This is a genomic window from Paraburkholderia eburnea, assembly GCF_002917095.1.
GTDB lineage: Bacteria > Pseudomonadota > Gammaproteobacteria > Burkholderiales > Burkholderiaceae > Paraburkholderia > Paraburkholderia eburnea.
This window is the reverse complement of sequence record NZ_PQGA01000031.1, coordinates 38,631-58,638: the sequence shown is the minus strand read 5'-3', so window position 1 is coordinate 58,638 and position 20,008 is coordinate 38,631. Positions and strand designations below refer to the sequence as shown.

Genomic DNA, 20,008 nt, shown 5'->3' with positions numbered 1-20,008 from the left:
GCGAAGGCCAACGTGCCGTACAGGACGCTCAAGGTGATGAAGGAAAACGGCCTGCGTCTGCTGCTGGTGGGCTTCGAGAGTGGCGACGACCAGATCCTCGTGAACATCAAGAAGGGCGTGCGCACCGATTTCGCCCGCCGCTTCAGCGCGGACTGCAAGAAGCTCGGCATCAAGATTCACGGCACGTTCATTCTGGGTCTGCCGGGCGAGACCCAGGAAACCATTGCGAAGACGATCGAGTACGCGAAGGAAATCAATCCGCACACGATTCAGGTGTCGCTGGCGGCGCCGTATCCGGGCACGACGCTGTACAAGCAGGCGGTGGAAAACGGCTGGATGGAAGAGAACAAGGTCATCAACCTGGTGAGCAAGGAAGGCGTGCAACTGGCCGCGATCGGCTATCCGCATCTGTCGCGCGAGGAGATTTATCACCACCTCGAACAGTTCTATCGGCAGTTTTATTTCCGACCGTCGAAGATCTGGGAAATCGTGCGCGAAATGCTCACGAGCTGGGACATGATGAAACGCCGTCTGCGCGAAGGCGTGGAGTTCTTCCGCTTCCTGCGCGCGCACGAGGCATGATGAACGGCTCGCGCAAGGGCATCTTTTTCACGAACCTGCGAGCGCCAGCGCTTGTGATTCTCCTCTCTGCTGTGGTGGCGACGACGATGACGGATATCGCTTCGCCCCATGTCGAGCACGTGCTGCTTGACGCGATCGCGGTGCTGTTCGGCGCAGCGGCGTCGCTTGGCATTATTTACACCTTGCTGGCGAGCCTGCTGGTTGGACGGTTTTTCGCGCGCAGCGTCAACGTGCCCGTGCAGTTTCCAGGCGTGACCGTGATAAAGCCGCTGCATGGCGACGAATGGCAACTGTCCGGTCACCTGGAATCTTTCTTTAATCAGGATTACCCAGGACCGGTTCAATATCTGTTTGGCGTGCACGACGCGAACGACACTGCGCTCAAGCGCGTCGAAGCATTGCGCGCGCGCTTTCCTGATGCGGCCATTACGATCGTCGCGGATGGGCGACTATATGGCCCGAACCGAAAGATCGCGAATCTCGTCAATATGCTTGAATACGCGAGCCACGACATTCTGTGTTTTGCGGATAGCGATGTGAGGGTCGACAGCAATTATCTGCGCACGGTGGTGGGCACGCTTGACGATCCCGGTGTGGGTCTGGTCACCACGGTCTATCGCGGCCTGTGTGCGCCCGGATTCTGGCCCCGCGTCGGCGCGGCGCTGACGAACTATCATTTCCTGCCTGGCGTGATTACGGGCGTGGCCATCGGGCGCGCGCGGCCATGCTTTGGACAGACGATTGCGCTCACGAGACAGACGCTGGACGCGATTGGCGGTCTGCGACAGTTCGCCCATCATCTAGCCGAAGACCACGCGCTAGGGGAAGCCGTGCGCCGCATCGGCAAGTCGGTGGCGATTCCGCCGCTGATCGTCCAGCATGCCTGCGTGGAGGACACCTTCGCGGACTTCTTCACGCACGAATTGCGCTGGAGCCGCACGATACGCGCGGCTGACCGCTCCGGCCATCTTGGCGCCGTGCTGATGCACCCGTTGCCGCTTGCCATACTCGCCGTGGCGTTTTCGGGCGGCGCAACGGCAGCCTGTCTGATCGCCGGCGCCGCGCTGCTGGCCCGCGCTTTGCTGGTCCTTTGCGTCGATCGCGCCATTCATGGCCGCACGCGCGGGTTGTGGAACCTGCCGCTCTGCGACATGCTGCAATTTGCCGTCTATCTTGCGAGTTTCGGTTCGTCAGGCGTCGTATGGCGCGGCATTCGATTCAGCGTGGACGGCAATGGCATGCTGTCGCCAGTTCGCGATGAGTGAGCGAACCTGCATCGTGCGGGATTTCGCAAGGTCGGTGATGTACACAAAAGAGCGCGCAAGAGGGCGTGATTGATGAAGCAGCTTGGCCGTATAGCCGCATTGGCCGGTTTTGCCGTGGCCGTGTTTCTGGTCTGGCGTGAACATCCGCAGACCACGTGGCGCTTGATGCGTGAAGCGGGATTGGGACTCGTGCTCGCAGCCGTGGTCCATATCCTGCCGATGTGGGCGAATGCATGGGATTGGCGCACGCTGATCCGTCCCGCAGAGCGTCCACCACTGCTGACGATGCTTAAAATCGTGTGGATCCGCGAATCGGTGAACGGACTGTTGCCGGTCGCGCGCGTGGGCGGCGAGATTGTCTCGTTTCGCCTGCTTGGCCGCCTCGGCGTGCGTCCCGCGACTGCGCTTGGCAGTCTTGTCGTCGATATTCAACTGACGTTGATCAGCCAGCTTCTGTTTGCCTTTCTCGCGTGTGCCTATGTGCTCGATGGTTCGAGCTCCAGCGCCGCGCGCACGGTGAGCACGCTGCTCTGGAGCATCAGCGCGGCCGTGCCCGTGCTGGTGCTGTTCGCGCTGGTCCAGCATGCGCGGCCTTTCGAGCGCTTCGCGCGCGTGCTCAATCAGGCGACGAGCGGGAAACTGGTCGAACTGGTGGGCCAGTCGGTGCGTATCGACCAGGCCGTCAAGCTGATCTGGCGTCGCAAAGGCACGGTGCTGCGCTACCTGTTTATCTGGCAGACGATTCAGTTCATTGGCTTCTCGCTCGAAATCTGGCTCGCGCTGCGTGTGCTCGGCGCGCAGCCAACCTTCGCGCAGGCCTGCGTCATCGAAGCGTTGATCCAGATCGTCAGCAGCATCGCGTTTCTCGTGCCGGCGAGCCTGGGCGTCCAGGAGGGCGGTTTCGTGCTGATCGGATCGCTGTTCGGTTTCGACGCGCCGACCTGCCTCGCGCTCGCGGGTGCGCGCCGCATCCGTGACCTGTTGTTCTATGTGCCGGGTCTGGTCGCATGGCAACTGGCCGAATATACTTCGTCGCGCGACGAGCAGAAACAGGCCATGGGCTCTGGCGCGCCTGTGCAAAAAACGTGACGCTGGCCATGCGGTCTAAAACCAGCCGCTGATCCGTCTTTGAGAATTTGGCAACAAGCTATGCGAGTACAGATTGCGTCGGATCTTCATCTCGATGCCCTGCAAAAGAAGTTTCCCGTCAGTCCTGCGCTGGAGGTCGCGCCTGGCGCCGATCTGCTGATACTCGCGGGCGATATTCATCTCGGAGCGGCGGGCGTGGACCGTTTCGCCGACTGGCCCGTGCCGGTGGTCTACGTCAGCGGCAATCATGAGGCTTATGGCGCGGGCTACAGCGAAACCGTGAGCGCGATCGCCGAGCGCGCACAAGGGACCAACATCCACTATCTTGAACGCAGATCGGTCGAGCTGGATAACGTGCGCTTTCTCGGCTGCTGCCTGTGGACGGATTACGCGCTGTACGGCGATCGCGATAAAAGCATGGAATACGCACGCGACGCGATGTCCGATCATCGGTCGATCCGGCGCGAGGACGGCGCACCGTTTGGTCCTGAAGATGCGCTTGCCGAACATCGCAGCGCGATCCAGTGGCTCGTGAAGGAACTCGCCACGCCTTTTTGCGGGAAGACGGTCGTGATTACGCATCATGGCGTGTCGCCGGATTCCATCCATGAGCGATTTCGCGATCATCCCGTCAATGCGGGGTTTTTGAGCGACTTGCGCAGGCTGTTGCCGTTTGCGGATCTCTGGATTCACGGTCATGTGCATGATTCGTTCGATTACCGCTCGGGGGGCGCGCGTGTGATTGCGAATCCGCGCGGTTATCCGTTGAATCTGGCATCGGCGCATAGCGATGCCGATTTGCAGTGGGAAAACCGGGCGTTCGATTCGCATTGCGTCGTCGAGATTTGAGGCTTTTTTCAGCCGTCGGTCGAGATCGTCACGGTCTCCCAGTCGCGAATCTCCTTTTCCAGCTCCGCCAGTTTGTTTCTCACCAGCCCAAGCGCATCGCTACCGAGTAGAAGATGCGCAGGCGGCTTCTCCGAGTCGATCACCGCGAGCATCGCGAGCGCCGCCTTGCGAGGGTCGCCCAGCTGCTTGCCGCTTTTTTCTTCGCGTGCCTGACGGACAGGGTCGAAGAGGGCGTCGTAGTCGGCAATCGAGCGCGGCGTGCGCGTCATCGAGCGGCCAGCCCAGTCGGTGCGGAAAGATCCCGGCGCGACGGCTGTGACGGCGATGCCGAACGGTTTGACCTCTTTGCCGAGTGCTTCGGATATCCCTTCGAGCGCGAACTTGCTGCCGCAATAATAAGCAATGCCAGGCAGGGTGATATAGCCGCCCATCGACGTGATATTCAGAATGTGGCCGCGTTTGCGCGCGCGCATGAAGGGCAGAATGGCCTTCATCATTGCGACCGCGCCAAACACATTCACGTCGAATTGCCTGCGCATTTCGGACAAGGGCGATTCTTCCATCACGCCTTCGTGCCCATAGCCCGCATTGTTGACCAGAACGTCGATTGGGCCGATGTTCGCCTCAATATCGGCCACCGTTGCGTCGATCGCGTCGAAGTCAGTCACATCGAGCTTGCGAGCGAACGCCGAGTTGGCGGATAGTGCTTCGAAATCGCGCCGAGCTTCTGTACTCCTTACCGTTCCGACGACGGTGTGACCGGCTGCTAGCGCCTCTTGTGCGAGCGCCCGTCCGAAGCCGCTGCTGACGCCTGTGATGAGCAGAATTTTGCTGGACGACATGAAAATCTCTCCTGGAATCGTGGCTGGAGAGTGCATACTAGTCTCGCGAGAAGAACAAAATAAGCCTGATTCTGCTAATTATCTTGCCTGAAACTATGAGCGTGACGCGAGCTTCCTTTGCCCGATCTGACCTGTCCCCACGAAACCGCAAGCGCATGATTGCGTTGCTGCACACGCTGGCGCCGGACGAGGGCTACAACCTCACCGCGCTGCCGGGCGTGCGTATCCTGCGTTCTAACCGGCCGCTGGCGCGCACGCCGGTGCTCTACGATCCCGGCATCGTGATCGTTTGTCAGGGCCGCAAGCGCGGCTATTTCGGCGATCAGCTTTATCTCTACGACGAAGAGCATTACCTGGCTGTGTCCGTCCCTGTGCCGTTCAGCATGGAAACCGAGGCTAGCGAGACGCACCCGTTGCTGGCGCTCTATCTGCACCTCGATTTCGCCCTCGCTGCCGAGCTGGCGGCGCAAATCGATCGTGAAGGCGCAATGGAACAGAAGCAGCACGTGCAGGCGCCACAAAGCATGATGTCGACTCCCTTGGACGATGCCATGCAGATTTCCGTCCTGCGCTTTCTGGAAGCGATGCATCGGCCGCTGGAAGCGGCGGTACTGGGGCCGAGCCTGCTGCGTGAACTTTATTTCCGTGTGCTCACCGGCGCGCAAGGAAGCTCGATGCGTGAGGCGTTGGCGATGAAAGGGCAGTTCGGCCGCATAGGGCGATCGTTACGTTTGATCCATGCCAGCTACGCGCAACCGCTGGACGTGATGCAACTGGCCAGGGAAGCGGGCATGAGCGTGCCTGGCTTCCACAGCCACTTCAAGACGATCACCCGGGTGTCGCCGATGCAGTACGTGAAATCGACGCGCTTGCATCAGGCGCGTCTATTGATGATTCGTCAGGACCTGACCGCGGAAGCAGCGAGCCATGCCGTGGGTTACACGAGCGCATCCCAGTTCAGCAGGGAATTCAAGAGACTGTTTGGTTTAACGCCCGCTGCGGAAGCACGACGCATGCGTGAAAGCTTCGCGATACCGGAAGCATTCGACGATGCGATCTATGTGTCGTCGCATTGAATGGGTTTGCAGGTGGCGAAACTCGATGCCTTGTTGCTCACACATGGACACTACGAAGTGTTTTTACTCGATATCTAGGCGGCGGGTCACAGCATGGCGCCGTTATCGGCATGTATTTGCCCGAGTGTTTCGACGGGGCGGTATTCGCTCGGCGCCACGCCCAGCTCGCGGCGGAACATATCGCTGAAACTGCTTGGCAGATAGCCAAGCTGCCGCGCGACGGCGCTGACCGATTGCCCCTCGGCGAGCCGCGACACCGCGATGGCAAGCTGCACCTGACGCCGCCATTGCGCGAATCCCAGACCCAGTTCCCGCGTGAAAAGGCGCGCGAGCGTACGTACGCTCGCACCCACGGACGCGGCATGTTGCTCGAAGGCGATCTCGTTGGAAGGATCGTCGATGACGGCGCGACATAGCATGGCAAGGCGCCGGTCGCCCGAGCCCGTGGTGCCCGCGGCATCCGGCAGCGGCACACGCAGCGACGAACGCCGCGCGTGGGCCAGTTCCATCGCGGCGAGTTGCGAGGCGGTGGCGAGCCAGGCATCGTCGCGCTCGGCTTCGTGTTCGGCGATGGTGCGAATCAGTTCGCGCAGCAAGCCGTCGATCTGAAACACCTCGGAGCGCGTGCTCAGAGGACCGATGTCGCGCTCGTGCAGGTACAGATTGCGCATCTCGACTTCGCTCATCATGTGGATGGCGTGCGTTGTGCCAGGCGGTAGCCAGACGGCGCGCTGCGGCGGCACGACCAATGCTTCGCTGCCGGCTTCGACCCACATCACGCCGGAGACCGCGTAAAGCACCTGCGCCCATGTGTGCGAGTGCGGCTCGATATGCAGACCGCGCGGATAATGGCGCGCGAGCGAGCGGCCTCGGCCGGGCGCGTCGTCGAGGATGGGAGGCGCGGCTTGGGTCATGGAGTGCCGATGCATCAAGACGTAAGACGAAGACATCTACGCTATCACGGGACGGTAACTCGCGCGCCCTGGAACCTGCATCAAAAACAAAAATGCCGTTCAGTCGTTTAACTGAACGGCATTGGAGCGATGGCGTTTTTTTCCACCATCAATCACGCAGACCCACAAAAGGCCGCGCAATCAAAAGCAATCAATCATCGAGCAACGAAAGATCGCGCACAGCGCCCTTATCGGCCGACGTTACCAGCTTCGCATAGGCCTTGAGCGCAGCCGAAACCTTGCGCGGACGCGGTTGCACCGGCTTCCAGCCCTTGGCGTTCTGCTCTTCGCGGCGGCGCGCCAGTTCCTCATCCGAAACCAGCACGTTGATCGAGCGGTTCGGGATATCGATACGGATCTTGTCGCCGTCGCGCACCAGACCGATCGCACCGCCCGCAGCCGCTTCCGGCGAGCAGTGACCGATCGACAGGCCCGACGTGCCACCCGAGAAGCGGCCATCGGTCAGCAGCGCGCAATCCTTGCCCAGGCCCTTCGACTTGATATAGCTGGTCGGGTAGAGCATTTCCTGCATACCGGGACCGCCCTTGGGGCCCTCGTAACGCACGATCACCACGTCACCGGCCTTGACCTTGTCGGCGAGGATGTTGGCCACGGCTTCGTCCTGCGACTCGGTCACGTGCGCCGTGCCTTCGAACACGTGGATGCTTTCATCGACGCCTGCCGTCTTCACCACGCAGCCGTCGAGCGCGATGTTGCCGGTCAGCACGGCCAGGCCGCCTTCCTTCGAGAAAGCGTGCTCGTACGAGCGGATGCAGCCTTCGGCGCGATCCGTGTCGAGGTCCGGCCAGCGCGTGTTCTGGCTGAACGCGGTTTGCGTCGGAATGCCCGCCGGACCCGCCATGTAGAACGTCTTGACCGCTTCGTCCTTCGTGAGCGTCACGTCCCACTGCTCCAGCGCGTCCTTCATCGTCGGCGCATGCACGGTCGGCACGTCGGTGTGCAGCTTGCCGGCGCGGTCCAGTTCGCCCAGGATCGCCATGATGCCGCCTGCGCGGTGCACGTCTTCGATGTGGTACTTGTTGGTGTTCGGCGCGACCTTGCACAACTGCGGCACGACGCGCGAGAGGCGGTCGATGTCGCGCATGGTGAATTCGATTTCCGCTTCCTGGGCGATTGCCAGCAAGTGCAGGATCGTGTTGGTCGAGCCGCCCATGGCGATGTCGAGCGTCATGGCGTTTTCGAATGCCTTGAAGCCCACCGAGCGCGGCAGCACGCGGTCGTTTTCGCCTTCGTAGTATTCGCGCGCGAGCGAGACGATACGCTGACCGGCGCGCTTGAAGAGCTGTTCGCGGTCCGCGTGCGTGGCGACCACCGTGCCGTTGCCCGGCAGCGAGAGGCCCAGCGCTTCGGTCAGACAGTTCATCGAGTTGGCCGTGAACATGCCCGAGCACGAGCCGCAGGTCGGGCAGGCCGAGCGTTCGACTTCGGCGACTTCGGCGTCCGAGTACTTGCTGTCGGCGGCGATCACCATCGCGTCGATCAGGTCGAGCTTCTTGACTTCGATGGTCTTGGTGACCGGGTTTGCCAGGCGCGTCTTGCCGGCTTCCATCGGGCCACCCGACACGAAGATCACCGGGATGTTCAGGCGCATCGCGGCCATCAGCATGCCGGGGGTGATCTTGTCGCAGTTCGAGATGCAGACCATGGCGTCGGCGCAGTGCGCGTTGACCATGTATTCGACCGAATCGGCGATGATGTCGCGGCTCGGCAGCGAGTAGAGCATGCCGTCGTGGCCCATCGCGATGCCGTCGTCGACAGCGATGGTGTTGAATTCCTTGGCGACGCCGCCCGCAGCCTCGATTTCGCGCGCGACTAGCTGGCCCAGGTCTTTCAGGTGCACGTGACCGGGCACGAACTGGGTGAACGAGTTGACGACGGCGATGATCGGCTTGGCGAAGTCTTCGTCTTTCATGCCGGTGGCGCGCCAGAGGGAGCGCGCACCTGCCATGTTGCGGCCGGCGGTGGAGGTTTTGGAGCGGTATGCGGGCATCGTGGGTGCTAGTTAAAAATCGCTGAAAAATTAGCGGGCCACGGGAATAAAGGCCCCTCGCGCGCCCGCGCAGCCAACCTTTTGAGCGGCGCCTCGGGCAGACTCTGCAATTATCCCATACGCGCCGCGATGGCGTCCTGGTTGCCTGATTCCGGGCCGATTATGAGGCGCTCGTGCGTCGGTTGTGCGCATTTGCGTGCGCGCGCAAGGTTTTTTGCCGCGCCATCCGGGGGTATGGGCGAAAAAAAACCGCACGCGATATCCGCATGCGGTTTTCGGCGATCCCAGGGATCGCTTTGCGCCGGCCGATACTGCCAGCCGGCACGCGACATCAGAAGATGTTGCGCAGGCCGACGGCAACGCCGGTCTGGTTGTTGCGGCCCGGGAAGTCGGCCGTAGCCGCGCCCGTGCCACGCGTGAAGTCCACCGTGCCGTAGACTTCGGTGCGCTTGGACAGGGCGTATTCGGCGAGCAGCACGGCCGAGTAGCGCACGCCGGTGCTCAGCGTCGTGCCATCCGAGTTCAGCGCGTTGCTGGCGTGGTCGTAGTAGTAAGCGGCGGTGACCGTCAGCGGTGCCGTCACTTGCCACACGGCGCCGGCGTAGAGGCCGTTGTCGATGCGGTTGGTACCCGTCACCGGCGTCGAGAAGTTCGCTGCCGGAGAGCCCGACGCGCCCATGTACAGGTCGACGATGCCGGTGTTGTCCTGGCCGTAGAGCCAGCCTGCCATCGCCTTGACCGGGCCGATCTGGTACACGCCGCTCACGTTGGCGACGCGGTACTTGTTGTTGTGCAGGTCGCTGTTCTGCTGATAGCCGGCATCGATCTGGAACGGGCCGAACGCGTAGGCCGCGGTCACGCCGTACATGTTGTTCGCGCCGGTGCTGCCTGCCACGCCGCCGAAGCTGTACATCGCCTCGACTTCGAGGCCGCCGAAGTGGCCGTCATACTTGACCGAGTTGTTCTGGCGCAGGCCATAGCCGAGCGCGCCCGGCAGCCAGCTGTCCTGGTCGAAGTTGCCGACCGTCAGCGGGTCGAACACGTTGCCCAGTTGATCGAACAGCGGGGTGTTCTGGCGGCCGAAGGTCACGGCGCCGTACTGGTTGCTTTGCAGACCGACATACGCCATCCGGTTGAACAGCGTGCCCGAGCTGGCGAGCTGGCCGTTCCAGAGGTTAAAGCCGTTTTCGAGGCGGAACACAGCGGACAGACCGCCGCCCAGATCTTCCTGGCCCTTCAGGCCCCAGCGGCTGCCGGTGATCGGGCCGACGCCCATCTGGACCTGGCTGTCATTGGCGGCGTTGGCGTTCGTGAGGTAGCGGATGCTGGTATCGACGATACCGTACAGCGTGACCGAGCTTTGTGCGAAAGCGGACTGTGCCGAGATGGCCAGCAGGGCTGCGCCGAGTGCTGCGGTGGTCTTCTTCATGTAATCCCCGTTTGTAATCGTTGATCCAGCGATGCAGGGGTGCGGGCGCTGGCGTTAGTCTTCGAACCGGTATACGTGGGCGGTGTTTTGCGCACGAAAGTGGCGATAATATTTCCAACCATTAAAACTTCTGCAATAAATTTAATGCGGTGTCGCACGGCTACAACATGGACTGGCGCAATGCGCGAATGCCCGCTATCCGGGGCATTCGCGGGGATTTGAAGGTGATGCCTCCGGCGTCTGCGAATTAACACGAGCGAGTAAGATGACCGGTTAATAATCGGGTTTCCCCTAATTCTTTATTTCGCACGTTTTCTTTTTACGCGGATGAATACCCAGGTTCTCGCAGTTCAAAACGACGGCCCCGAGGGCGTCTATACGCGTGGCTCCGGCGCCGCGCGCGAATGGTGGCGCGTGTCGCTATCCGAGCGCGCGCACATGTTCCGCATCGAGCACGGCCACGGCAGCGACGCCCAGGGCACGGTGGACATCGACACGGTGGTCGATCTCGACAATCTGGAGGCGAAACTGCTCAAGTGGCGCCGCGAGGGCTTCGTTTCCGGCGCCGGGCGCGAGGACGAGGCGCGCGCCGTCGAAGCAGGCAGCCGCTTCGCGGTGGAGCTTGAGCGCGCCGTGGCGCTCGGGCGCACCGCGCGCGAGGCGGATCGGCCCGACATCGCACGCGTTCGCATCGGCGCCATCGAAATGCCGCTGGCGCCTGAAGGCACGGTATCGGCGCTCGTGCCGCGCATCAACGACGCGTATCTCTTCACCGCGCGCACCGACGACATCGCGCTCGATATCGTCGAGAACCGCCGGGTCATGCTGATCGGGCACACGGGCTCGGGCAAAACGAGCTTCATCGAGCAGGTGGCCGCGCGTACGGGACACGGCGTATTGCGCGCGAATATGAACGGGCAGACCACCATCGGCGATTTCGTGGGTTTCTGGACCGTCAAGGGCGGCGAGACCGTCTGGGTGGACGGTGTGCTGCCGGTGGCGATGCGCGAGGGCTACTGGCTCATCATCGACGAACTCGACTTCGCGGAACCGTCGATCCTGGCGGTGCTGACCGCCGTGCTGGAACCCAATGGCCGGCTGCTGCTGAAAGAGCGCGGCAACGAGATCGTCGCGCCGCATCCATCGTTTCGTCTCTTTGCCACGGCCAATGCGGCGGGTGCGATGAGTGCGTACCGGCACCTGTATCAAGGGGCGAATCTGCTTAACGAGGCGTTTCTCGACCGTTGGCGCGTGTATCTGTTCGACTATCTGTCGAAAGAAGAGGAGACCGAAGTATTGCTTCGGACTTTGCCGCTGTTGACGCCCGCGATTGCGCAAACGCTCGCCGCCATTGCCGCGGATTGCCGTGCCGCGTTCGCGCGCGAGGATCTGGCGAGCGCGTTTTCCACACGCCGTCTGATCGACTGGGCCGAACTGATGCTGCGCACGGGCGATGTCGAGCGCGCGGCTGGCCCCGCGATCTACGCGAAGGTGAGTGCGGAAGATGCGGCGCTCATCCGCAGCATCATTCGCCATCACGCGATTTCCGATGCCGGTGCGGGTGCCGGCGCGAGCGAGTGACGTAAGCCGCCTATGGACAGCTCCCGGATCGACGCTCTCGAAGCGCGCCTCGGCAAGCTCGCGCGCGTGTTGACCGGTGAGCCGCGCTTGACGGTGTCGATCGGCGCGGGTGGTCCTCGCGTGGAGCGCGAGCGATTCGTGCTGCCGTCTCGCGTTCTCGAAAATGAACAGGATGCCGAATCAGTCGAGGATATCGAAGGCGAAGAAGCCCTGCTCACAGGCTATCTGGATCTGCTCGCGGCGCGCTGGCGTCATAGCGCGGTGCATCGGCTCGATACCGCACAGGCGGGCGTGACGGGGCGTATTGCGCAGATCGTCGAAGACCGGCGCGTCATGGAGCGTCTTGCGGCGCAATTTCCAGGCGCACGCCGTTATGTTGCGTGCTGGCGCGCGCAACTCGCACGCGATGCGGCGCGGCGCTGGCAGACGCTCACCTGGCCGGAGCGTCTGGTGTGGGCCATCGAGCGCACGCTGTGGGATGAGCCTGCCGAAGTCGACGAGCGCGATGTGACCTCGCTGGCGGCGGCGCTGCGCGTGCTGGAGGACGCGCAAGGGCCGCTCGCGGCGGCACGCGCGAGCCATTCAACGAATGCGAGCGTGCGGGCGGCGCAGGCCATCGTTGCGGGCGTGCGTTCGCTGGCCTCGCGCGGTGCGAACAACATGATGCAGACGGCGCATCCAGTCGAAGAACTCGATGACGAAGCGCTCGCGCGTGAACTCGACGAGTTCGGCGCACACGACGACACGGCGTTCGCGTTAGCGCTGGAAGGGGAGGAGGCTTTACAAGCCACACAGGCGCTCGATATTGCCGCCGATGCGCAGGCGCACGCCGATTCAGCGCCCGGTGCAGCGCTTTCGGAGGCCGATACCGCTGCGCCGCGCACGTCCGGTACCGAAGGTGCCTTCGCGAAACCGCAGCGCTCGATTCCGCTCACCACGGCCTTCGACCTTGTCATCGATCTCACCGGCAGCGGCGACGCCACCGCCTGGCGCAAGTTGCGCACGCTCGCGCGCGCGGAAACCGGCGCGCTCAAGACGCATCTCGAACGCGTGCTCAAAGCCGAGGAACGCACCCACTGGAAGCACGAGCAGGAGCGCGGCGAGATCGACCGCAGCGCGCTTGCACGGCTGGCGGTCTCGCACGGCTACCGCACGCCTTTTCGCGTGAGCGCGCACGCGAGCGGGCGCGATGCCGCCGTGACGCTGCTGCTCGATCTGAGCGGCTCGATGGCCGGCCGCAAGATCGAACTCGCTCGGCTGTGCGCGGCGGCGCTTGCCGATGCGCTGATACAGCTTGATTTCGAGGCCGAAGTGCTCGGCTATAGCTCGGTGGAGTCGCCGCCGATGCGCGAACATTACGAGCGTGAGCGCGCAGCGGGTGTCGATCTGCGTCGCTATAACCGGCTGGTCGAACGGCTCGATCTGCGCATCTTCAAGCGCTTCGATGCGCGCGATCCGAGCGGTCTCGCGGCGATCGAATGCGGCCACGAAAACCCCGACGGCGAGGCGCTCACGTGGGCCGCCAGACGGCTTGCGGCGCGCAAGGCGCGGCGGCATCTGCTGTTCGTGCTCTCGGATGGCTGTCCCTCCACCGGCGACGGCGATCCGGTGATCCTGCGCAGCGACCTGCACGCGCGCGTGGCCGAGGTGAGCGCGCAGGGCATCGAACTCGTGGGCATCGGCATTCAGGACGATTCGGTCGAGGCGTTTTATCCCCATGCCGTGGTCGTGCGCAAGCTCCACGAATTGCCTGCCGTTGCGTTCGCGACGCTGAGCCGGATGCTCGCGCGGCCGCGCTAAACGCCGCTTGAATCCAGGCCGTTGCAGGCCCGCGCCTTGCGTGCCGCGCAGGGCTGATATACCTTGTCGAACAATATCGTCGTGCAGCGCGCGACGATTCCCCTGAACAAAGCCACTCAAAAGCCATCCGGTACTTAGGTCATGCACGCTCCCGACCCGAGGACTCACGACGACTACGATCGCCTCTACTACCGGCTCGATCTCGAGCCGGGTGCCAGCGCGGCCGATATCAAGCACAACTATCGACAACTCGCGCAGATTTTCCACCCCGACAAATGGCGGCATCCCACCGCCGCGTCGCTGCATTGGGCCGACGAACAGTTCAAGCGGATCAAGGAGGCGCGCGAGGTGCTGGAGGCCTACTGGGCCGCGCATCACGAAGCGCCCGCGAGCGGATCGGCGCCTGGCCACGCGCAACGGTTGCGCGTGCGAGAGCAGATGCGCGAACTGGAATTGCGCCGCGATCGCCTGCATGGCGAACTCGACGGTTTGCAGCGCGACAAGCTGCGCACGCTGGCCGAGATGGCGCGTATGCAGACCGAGCGCGAACGGCTGATCGGCGAGATCGTGCGCCTGCGCGATGACGCTGCGCGCGAGCGAGCCGCGCACGCAGCCTGGCGAGAAAACGAGCAGGCCGCCTCAAGTGCCGCGTCGCTGGACGTCGATCAAGAGCCTGACACAATGCCTGTCGTCCCCGAACTCGCGCCCTCCGAAGGCCATGCCATCCGCAACTTCTTTTTCGCGCGTTTCGACGACCCGTCGCGCGGCTGGCTCATGACGCTAAGCGCTGTCATTGTCGTGTTGATCGCGCTTTTCGTGGTCGCGCACCGGCTTGTTTTTAGCGTGTTCGATGCGACGGGTTCATGGCGATGGCTCGCGGTGTTGCTGCAAACGCTGCTGATTGCGGCCGGTGCGGTGCTGGCGGGCGGCTTCGCCTGGTCGCAACGCACCTTGCATCGCGCGGATCGGGCAGGGCGCGTGCATGGCGTACCGCTGCCCGCGCGCGAAACCTGGCGGCGCGTGACGGCGGCGTTGCGTGGCACAAGCCGTCATGGCGCGGTCTGGCAAGTCGAAACCGGCGCGCTGTCGCCCGACGACAAAGGCTTTGAATTGCAGGCGGTGTTGCGTTATTCGACGAAGCCGCATGGCGAGAGCGAAACGCACCAGGCCGTGACGTTTCGCTGTCGCGCGCAGGCCGCCGGCGCGGGCGCGACGCGCATCGCGTGGGATTTCGGCGTGCAAGCGCCTACGTGGTGGCTCGTGCCTGCCGCGAAGGTCGTGCGCGATCTGCGCAGACGTGTCGAAGCGGATATCGCGGGACGCGTGTAAGCGCCGCCGCGGCATACCACTATCGATTCGATCGGAATACCTGACGAAATACCCAATACAGCGCGGCCGATAGCGCAATCGACGCAGGCAGCGTGAGCACCCACGCCAGCACGAGATTGCGCACGGTGGACCCTTGCAGGCCCGAGCCATTGGCGGCCATTGTGCCCGCCACGCCCGAGGCAAGCACGTGCGTCGTCGAAACGGGCAGGCCATAGACATCGGCGAGGCCAATCGTCAGCATCGCCACCGCTTCGGCGGAAGCGCCCTGGCCATAGGTGAGATGCTGTTTGCCGATCTTCTCGCCCACGGTCACGACGATGCGTTTCCATCCCACCATCGTCCCGAGACCCAGTGCAATGGCGACGGCCACCTTCACCCACGTGGGAATGAACTTGGTCGCGTGATCCATCTGCTTGCGGAAGTCGTCCAGCGTGGCGGCGTCGGCGGCGGAAAACGCGGGCGTTTTCGCTTTTTCCATCAGCCGGATCGCTTCGGAAGCCACGTACATGTTGTTGCGCACGTTATCGACGATGACTTGCGGCACCTGCGCCATCGATCCGGACAGGCTCACCTGATCCGCGATGGTGTCGGTCAGCGCGTGCAATGCAGGCAACGTGGCCGGTTGCAGGCGGTGCGTCCGCACGTAGGCTTCGACTTCGGCGCGTGGATCGTCGGGCGGCGTGGCGGGGGCGTAATGAACGAGCGTGACGGAGGCCGCGCGCGCGGCGGCCACGAAAGTGTCGGTTTCGCTGGGCGTCACGGCCTTGTTGAGCGCGTAGGCAGTGGGCACCACGCCGATCAGGATCAGCATGATGAGACCCATGCCTTTCTGGCCATCGTTGGAGCCGTGCGCGAACGACACGCCCGTGCAGGTGCCGATGAGCAGCAGGCGAATCCAGAACGGTGGCGGTTTGTTCGGCTCCGGCTGGCGATAGAGGCTGGGCTTGCGCACGAGGAACTTCAGCGCGATCAGCATGAGCGCGGACAGCACGAAGCCCACGATCGGCGAGAACAGCAAGGCCTTGCCCACGCCTGCCGCCTGCGCCCAATCGACGCCCGACGTGCCCGACGGCCCGCTGATCCACTGGTTCATGATGCCCACGCCGATGATCGAGCCGACCAGCGTATGCGAACTCGACGAAGGCAGGCCGAGATACCAGGTACCCAGATTCCAGATGATGGCGGCGATGAGCAGGGCGAACACCATCGCGAAACCCGCGCTGCTGCCAACCTGCAGAATCAGTTCGACCGGCAGAAGCTGCAGGATGCCGAAAGCCACCGCGCCGCTCGACACCAATACGCCGAGGAAATTCCACATGCCCGACCACACGACGGCCAGATGCGGGTCGAGCGAGTTCGTGTAGATGACGGTGGCGACCGCATTGGCCGTGTCGTGAAAGCCGTTCACGAATTCGAAGCCGAGCGCGATCATCAACGCGATGCCGAGCAGCACGAAGGGCAGCGCGGAGCTTTCCCGCACGGTGCGCAGGTCGACGAACAGATGATCGATAACGTAGATCATGCCGATCGCGATGATGAGAAAGAACAGCGTGACGGCGAGACCGCGTCGGCGTGGATGCACCGCGCTTAAGGGGGATATGGGGATGTCCGGCATATGCGTGCGCTATGGGTTGGGCTTGTGAGCCTCGTGCGCGGCGCCGGAAAACATCACGCCAGCCGATGCCGTTTGCAAACGTCGCGGCATCGAGCAGGGAAAGGGGCGGGGCGCGTTCGGCGCGCCGCGATCGCGGCGGTCCGTTCGAGAGGCCACAGTGTCGCACAACGCGCGGTAGCGTTGCACCAGCATGACCACGCTGCGATGTGCCACTGCGCCGCGGCGCCCGCCCCATGCGGCTGCCGCGGCTTTTGCGTCGGATTGACGCGGTCCTGACGGGCGGATCAGAACAGCAGCGCGATGCCCGCCATGCCGACGAACTGCGAATGCGTGCTCGACGGCGTGCTGTTCTGCGAGTCGCCCACCGCCGGGCTCGCGTTGACGATATCGCCTGCGCCATTCGCGCCGAGCGTCTGACCGCTCGCGTGCTGATAGCCCTGCAACGCGTAAAGCGAGGTGCGCTTGGAGAGGTGATAGGTCTCCTTGAGCGAAACCTGCTCGTAGCGCGCGGCGCTGGTGATGCCGTTGGCCTTCGAGGCCAGCGTGTACGCCAGGCCGGCGCCGACATCGAACGCGGGCGTGAAGCGGTAGGTGGCCAGCGCGGCCCAGGTGTTGAACACGGCGGTATCGGCGAACAGCGACTTGCCGCCTGCGAGGTATTCGACATTGGAATACGAGGCGCCCAGCAGGAAGTTACCGATCGTGTAGTTGCCCGCCACGGCCACATGCTGCACCGCACGCGCCGACACATAGCCCGTATTCAGCGACGATCTGCCGAAACTCCCCGTCGACGACGTATCGAAGCCGCTCGTGAGCGCGGCGTTATCCATGCGCAGAATCGCGGCTGCGAGCGAGATCGGGCCATTGTTGTAGCGCAGCGCGGCGCTCCAGGTCTGGCCACGGCCGGTGCTGCCCGCGATGCCGCCGAACGCGTACATGGCGCTTGCCTGCAGGCCGTACCACGTCGGCGACGTGTAGATCGCCGAGTTGTTGATACGCACCGTGGTGTCGAGTCCGTCGATATCGCCCGGGTGCGCGCCGGTTGCGCCGGTGAGCCAGTTGCTGCCCGTGAGCGGGCCGACGAACTGGTAGTAGGGCGTGTACTGGCGGCCCATCGTGAAGATGCCCGCCTGATCGTTTTTCAGTCCCACGTACGCCTGGCGGTTAAAGAGCAGGCCGGCGGACTGCAGCGCGCCGCTGTTGGGATCGAAGCCGTTCTGCAGGTCGAAGATCGCGTAGGTGCCGCCGCCGAGATCTTCCTTGCCGAGCAGGCCGAATTTCGAAGCGTAGACGTTACCCTGGCGCAGATAGACGTTCGAGTGACCGTTCTGGTTGTTGACGTAGGTGATCGCGTCGTCGACTGCGCCGTAGAGCGTCACGCTGCTCTGGGCGAATGCCGGGTGAGCGATCAGCGCGGCGCTCGCCGCCACGAAAATGCCGGGGCCGAAGCCAGTCTTCTTCATCGTTGTGCGTCTCCAATAAAAGGCAGGATTGCTTATTGTTTTGCATCGACCCGCACGGAAATGTGCGGGGTGGGCCGCCTGCGCGGCGCCGGGTCTCAGGTTCCAGTAATCAGGTTCGGTGTGGCCTTCTTATTGTGAAGACTCGTATTTCATGGGCCATTTGGGCGGATTGGGCTTACTCGGCCTGCTCGCGCGCCGCGCGCGCACGCTGGCGAGCCTGGGCGGCCAGGCGCACGGCGGCGTTCGGCGCACCGTAGCCGTCGTAACCGCCGCGCCGTTCGACCAGTTCGACAAAGAAGCGCTGGTCGAGCGTTTCGGTATAGGCGTGCAGGAATTCGCCGCCTTTCTCGTCGCGGTCGTAGAGCAGGTTGTGCTGGCGCAGCGTATCGAGGAAATCGGTGGGCATGGCGAAACGCGCTTCGAGATCGTCGTAGTAATTCGCAGGCACGCGCAGCAGCGGCACAGCCGCCGCCTCGAATTCCGTCACGGCGCGGAAGATGTCGCCAGTGCTGAAGGCGACATGATTCAGGCCCGTGCCGTGATAGGCGCGCACGGTTTCGGCGGCGGCGGTGTGCTGATCGACCGACGCATTGAGCACCACGCGCAGGCCACGATCGACGCTGCACAGTGCGCGGCTGCGCACGAGGCCGTAGGGGTCCGGCACCAGCACGGCGGCGCTCGCCTGAAGACCAAACACCGACTTCAGGAACAGCACCCACGAATCGAACGAACCGGCCGGCAGCGAAAGGCTCACGTGATCGATGCCCGTGATGGGGCCGACTTCGGTGGGACCGTCCACATCGGTGAGCGCGAAGTCGGCTTCGAAGAGCGTGGGCTTGCCGGGTTCTTCGTTCACGAAGTAGTTAAGACTGCCATCCGGCGCCTGAACCGCCGGCACGACGCGCTCGTTTGGACCCACGCGGCCCGAGAACGGCTGATAGCCGAAGCCCGCCGCCCGTTCGAGCGCGAGGCGCGCATCGTCCACGCGCAGCGCGGACGCACACAGCGACAGGCCATGACGCTGAAAAAACGCATCGGCGAACGAATCGGGTTCGGCGTTCAGCACGATGGCGGCCGAGCCATGCCGATAGAGCGTCACATCCTTCGAGCGATGCTGGCCGGCGCGGCGGAAATGCAGCTTGTCGAGCAGACCGGCCACACGTTCGCGCGCGTCGGCGTTGACCGCGAATTCGAGGAATTGCCACTGCGTATGCGTGGGCGCGGCGGGCGGCGTATAGAGCGTCGCGCCAGTCGTGTCCTTCTCCTTCGCCAGTTCCTCGTGCGTGAGCGCTTCGAGCAGCAGCAGCGAACGATGGCCGTCCGCGGCCGTTGCCGCCGTCGGCGCGCCACGGAAGCCGTCGTTGAAGATTTCCAGCGAAAGCGGCCCCTGGTAGCCGCTTTTCACCACCTGCGCCGTGAAGTCCGCGAGCGCGAAATCGCCCTGGCCCGGGAAACAGCGGTAATGACGGCTCCATTCGAGCACATCCATTTGCATCTTCGGCGCGTCGGCGATCTGCACGAAGCCGATGCGATTGCCCGGAATCGACGCGATCGCATCGGGCGTGTCGTCGAGCGAAAGCGTATGGAAGCTGTCCAGCGCGAGCTTGAGATTCGGATGATTCACCGCGTCCACGAGCTTCCAGGCATGGCGCCAGGTCCGCACGTTGCGGCCCCACGCCAGCGCTTCATAACAGGTCACGATGCCGGCCTGCGCTGCCGCTTGCGCGAGCTGGCCAAGCTGATCGATGGCGAGCGCGTCATTGTCGATCGCATCGGGCGCGACGCTGCTGCATACCAGCAGGCGGTCCGCGCCCAGTTCGTGCATCACCTCGAACTTGCGCTTGACGCGCTCCACGTTGCGCGCGAGGCGCTCGGCGCTCACGCCTTCGAAATCGCGGAACGGCTGATAGAGCACGATAGCCAGGCCGTGATCGGCGGCCATGCGGCGCACATCGGCGGGCGAGCCTTCGAAATAGAGCAGATCGTTTTCAAAGATCTCGACGCCCGTGAAGCCAGCGGCGCTGATCGCGGCGAGCTTTTCCGCGAGCGTGCCGCTGATCGACACGGTCGCGATCGAGCGGCACAAGGGAGAAAGAGCGGAGGCGGCTGTAGGTTGAGGCGTCT

At 63.6% G+C, this 20,008-nt stretch carries 15 protein-coding genes; 8 read left to right on the top strand and 7 right to left on the bottom strand.

The genetic code is table 11. The annotated features are described in order from the left end of the window. The 4 genes from B0G62_RS29660 to B0G62_RS29645 form a co-directional block, all read left to right on the top strand. On the top strand, positions 1 to 582 hold a 582-nt coding region (locus B0G62_RS29660; protein WP_146055383.1), incomplete at its 5' end, for a radical SAM protein. A gap of 86 nt (positions 583 to 668) precedes the next feature. Beyond that, complete coding sequence (hpnI, locus tag B0G62_RS29655) at positions 669 to 1,847, top strand: bacteriohopanetetrol glucosamine biosynthesis glycosyltransferase HpnI (protein ID WP_103707736.1); 1,179 nt, start codon at positions 669 to 671, stop codon at positions 1,845 to 1,847. Positions 1,848 to 1,919: 72 nt separating this feature from the next. Next, positions 1,920 to 2,936 carry a lysylphosphatidylglycerol synthase domain-containing protein gene (locus tag B0G62_RS29650; RefSeq protein WP_103707733.1) on the top strand — a complete coding sequence of 339 codons (1,017 nt, stop codon included), beginning with the start codon at positions 1,920 to 1,922 and terminating at the stop codon, positions 2,934 to 2,936. Positions 2,937 to 2,996: 60 nt separating this feature from the next. Continuing rightward, a complete protein-coding gene (locus tag B0G62_RS29645; protein ID WP_103707732.1) occupies positions 2,997 to 3,785 on the top strand; it encodes a metallophosphoesterase in 789 nt (262 codons plus the stop codon). Positions 3,786 to 3,793: 8 nt separating this feature from the next. Here B0G62_RS29645 and B0G62_RS29640 read toward each other — a convergent pair whose 3' ends face one another. After that, positions 3,794 to 4,627: an oxidoreductase gene (locus tag B0G62_RS29640; RefSeq protein WP_103707731.1), complete on the bottom strand. Its 834-nt coding sequence runs from the start codon at positions 4,625 to 4,627 to the stop codon at positions 3,794 to 3,796. Between the two features lie 95 nt (positions 4,628 to 4,722). On the opposite strand from B0G62_RS29640, the gene B0G62_RS29635 reads away from it, so the two are divergent. Then, the gene (locus B0G62_RS29635) at positions 4,723 to 5,703 is read left to right on the top strand and encodes an AraC family transcriptional regulator (protein WP_103707730.1); all 981 of its coding nucleotides are present in this window, start codon (positions 4,723 to 4,725) and stop codon (positions 5,701 to 5,703) included. Positions 5,704 to 5,789: 86 nt separating this feature from the next. Here the strand turns inward: B0G62_RS29635 and B0G62_RS29630 are convergent, their stop codons facing one another. From B0G62_RS29630 to B0G62_RS29620, 3 genes are all read right to left on the bottom strand, one after another. Further along, a complete protein-coding gene (locus B0G62_RS29630; RefSeq protein ID WP_103707729.1) occupies positions 5,790 to 6,617 on the bottom strand; it encodes an AraC family transcriptional regulator in 828 nt (275 codons plus the stop codon). A 190-nt stretch (positions 6,618 to 6,807) separates the two neighbouring features. Next, complete coding sequence (ilvD, locus tag B0G62_RS29625; RefSeq protein WP_103707728.1) at positions 6,808 to 8,667, bottom strand: dihydroxy-acid dehydratase; 1,860 nt, start codon at positions 8,665 to 8,667, stop codon at positions 6,808 to 6,810. Between the two features lie 331 nt (positions 8,668 to 8,998). Further along, positions 8,999 to 10,096 carry a porin gene (locus tag B0G62_RS29620; RefSeq protein ID WP_103707727.1) on the bottom strand — a complete coding sequence of 366 codons (1,098 nt, stop codon included), beginning with the start codon at positions 10,094 to 10,096 and terminating at the stop codon, positions 8,999 to 9,001. 327 nt (positions 10,097 to 10,423) lie between these two features. Between B0G62_RS29620 and B0G62_RS29615 the strand changes: the two genes are divergently transcribed. From B0G62_RS29615 to B0G62_RS29605, 3 genes are all read left to right on the top strand, one after another. Beyond that, positions 10,424 to 11,677 carry an AAA family ATPase gene (locus B0G62_RS29615; RefSeq protein WP_103707726.1) on the top strand — a complete coding sequence of 418 codons (1,254 nt, stop codon included), beginning with the start codon at positions 10,424 to 10,426 and terminating at the stop codon, positions 11,675 to 11,677. A 12-nt stretch (positions 11,678 to 11,689) separates the two neighbouring features. Then, the gene (locus tag B0G62_RS29610) at positions 11,690 to 13,477 is read left to right on the top strand and encodes a cobaltochelatase CobT-related protein (protein WP_103707725.1); all 1,788 of its coding nucleotides are present in this window, start codon (positions 11,690 to 11,692) and stop codon (positions 13,475 to 13,477) included. 141 nt (positions 13,478 to 13,618) lie between these two features. Continuing rightward, positions 13,619 to 14,806: a J domain-containing protein gene (locus B0G62_RS29605; RefSeq protein WP_103707724.1), complete on the top strand. Its 1,188-nt coding sequence runs from the start codon at positions 13,619 to 13,621 to the stop codon at positions 14,804 to 14,806. A 19-nt stretch (positions 14,807 to 14,825) separates the two neighbouring features. Here B0G62_RS29605 and B0G62_RS29600 read toward each other — a convergent pair whose 3' ends face one another. The 3 genes from B0G62_RS29600 to B0G62_RS29590 form a co-directional block, all read right to left on the bottom strand. Then, positions 14,826 to 16,328: an inorganic phosphate transporter gene (locus tag B0G62_RS29600; protein ID WP_407671262.1), complete on the bottom strand. Its 1,503-nt coding sequence runs from the start codon at positions 16,326 to 16,328 to the stop codon at positions 14,826 to 14,828. Positions 16,329 to 16,705: 377 nt separating this feature from the next. Next, the gene (locus tag B0G62_RS29595; RefSeq protein ID WP_103707722.1) at positions 16,706 to 17,884 is read right to left on the bottom strand and encodes a porin; all 1,179 of its coding nucleotides are present in this window, start codon (positions 17,882 to 17,884) and stop codon (positions 16,706 to 16,708) included. A 175-nt stretch (positions 17,885 to 18,059) separates the two neighbouring features. Then, a complete protein-coding gene (locus tag B0G62_RS29590; RefSeq protein ID WP_103707721.1) occupies positions 18,060 to 19,970 on the bottom strand; it encodes a bifunctional sugar phosphate isomerase/epimerase/4-hydroxyphenylpyruvate dioxygenase family protein in 1,911 nt (636 codons plus the stop codon). Between the last annotated feature and the right edge of the window lie 38 nt (positions 19,971 to 20,008).

Coding starts and splice junctions, on each gene's coding strand:
- B0G62_RS29635 (WP_103707730.1), top strand. CDS start 4,723: ATGAGCGTGACGCGAGCTTCCTTTGCCCGATCTGACCTGTCCCCACGA.
- B0G62_RS29620 (WP_103707727.1), bottom strand. CDS start 10,096: ATGAAGAAGACCACCGCAGCACTCGGCGCAGCCCTGCTGGCCATCTCG.
- B0G62_RS29645 (WP_103707732.1), top strand. CDS start 2,997: ATGCGAGTACAGATTGCGTCGGATCTTCATCTCGATGCCCTGCAAAAG.
- B0G62_RS29615 (WP_103707726.1), top strand. CDS start 10,424: ATGAATACCCAGGTTCTCGCAGTTCAAAACGACGGCCCCGAGGGCGTC.
- B0G62_RS29595 (WP_103707722.1), bottom strand. CDS start 17,884: ATGAAGAAGACTGGCTTCGGCCCCGGCATTTTCGTGGCGGCGAGCGCC.
- ilvD (WP_103707728.1), bottom strand. CDS start 8,667: ATGCCCGCATACCGCTCCAAAACCTCCACCGCCGGCCGCAACATGGCA.
- B0G62_RS29640 (WP_103707731.1), bottom strand. CDS start 4,627: ATGTCGTCCAGCAAAATTCTGCTCATCACAGGCGTCAGCAGCGGCTTC.
- B0G62_RS29600 (WP_407671262.1), bottom strand. CDS start 16,328: ATGATCTACGTTATCGATCATCTGTTCGTCGACCTGCGCACCGTGCGG.
- B0G62_RS29605 (WP_103707724.1), top strand. CDS start 13,619: ATGCACGCTCCCGACCCGAGGACTCACGACGACTACGATCGCCTCTAC.
- hpnI (WP_103707736.1), top strand. CDS start 669: ATGACGGATATCGCTTCGCCCCATGTCGAGCACGTGCTGCTTGACGCG.
- B0G62_RS29650 (WP_103707733.1), top strand. CDS start 1,920: ATGAAGCAGCTTGGCCGTATAGCCGCATTGGCCGGTTTTGCCGTGGCC.
- B0G62_RS29610 (WP_103707725.1), top strand. CDS start 11,690: ATGGACAGCTCCCGGATCGACGCTCTCGAAGCGCGCCTCGGCAAGCTC.
- B0G62_RS29630 (WP_103707729.1), bottom strand. CDS start 6,617: ATGACCCAAGCCGCGCCTCCCATCCTCGACGACGCGCCCGGCCGAGGC.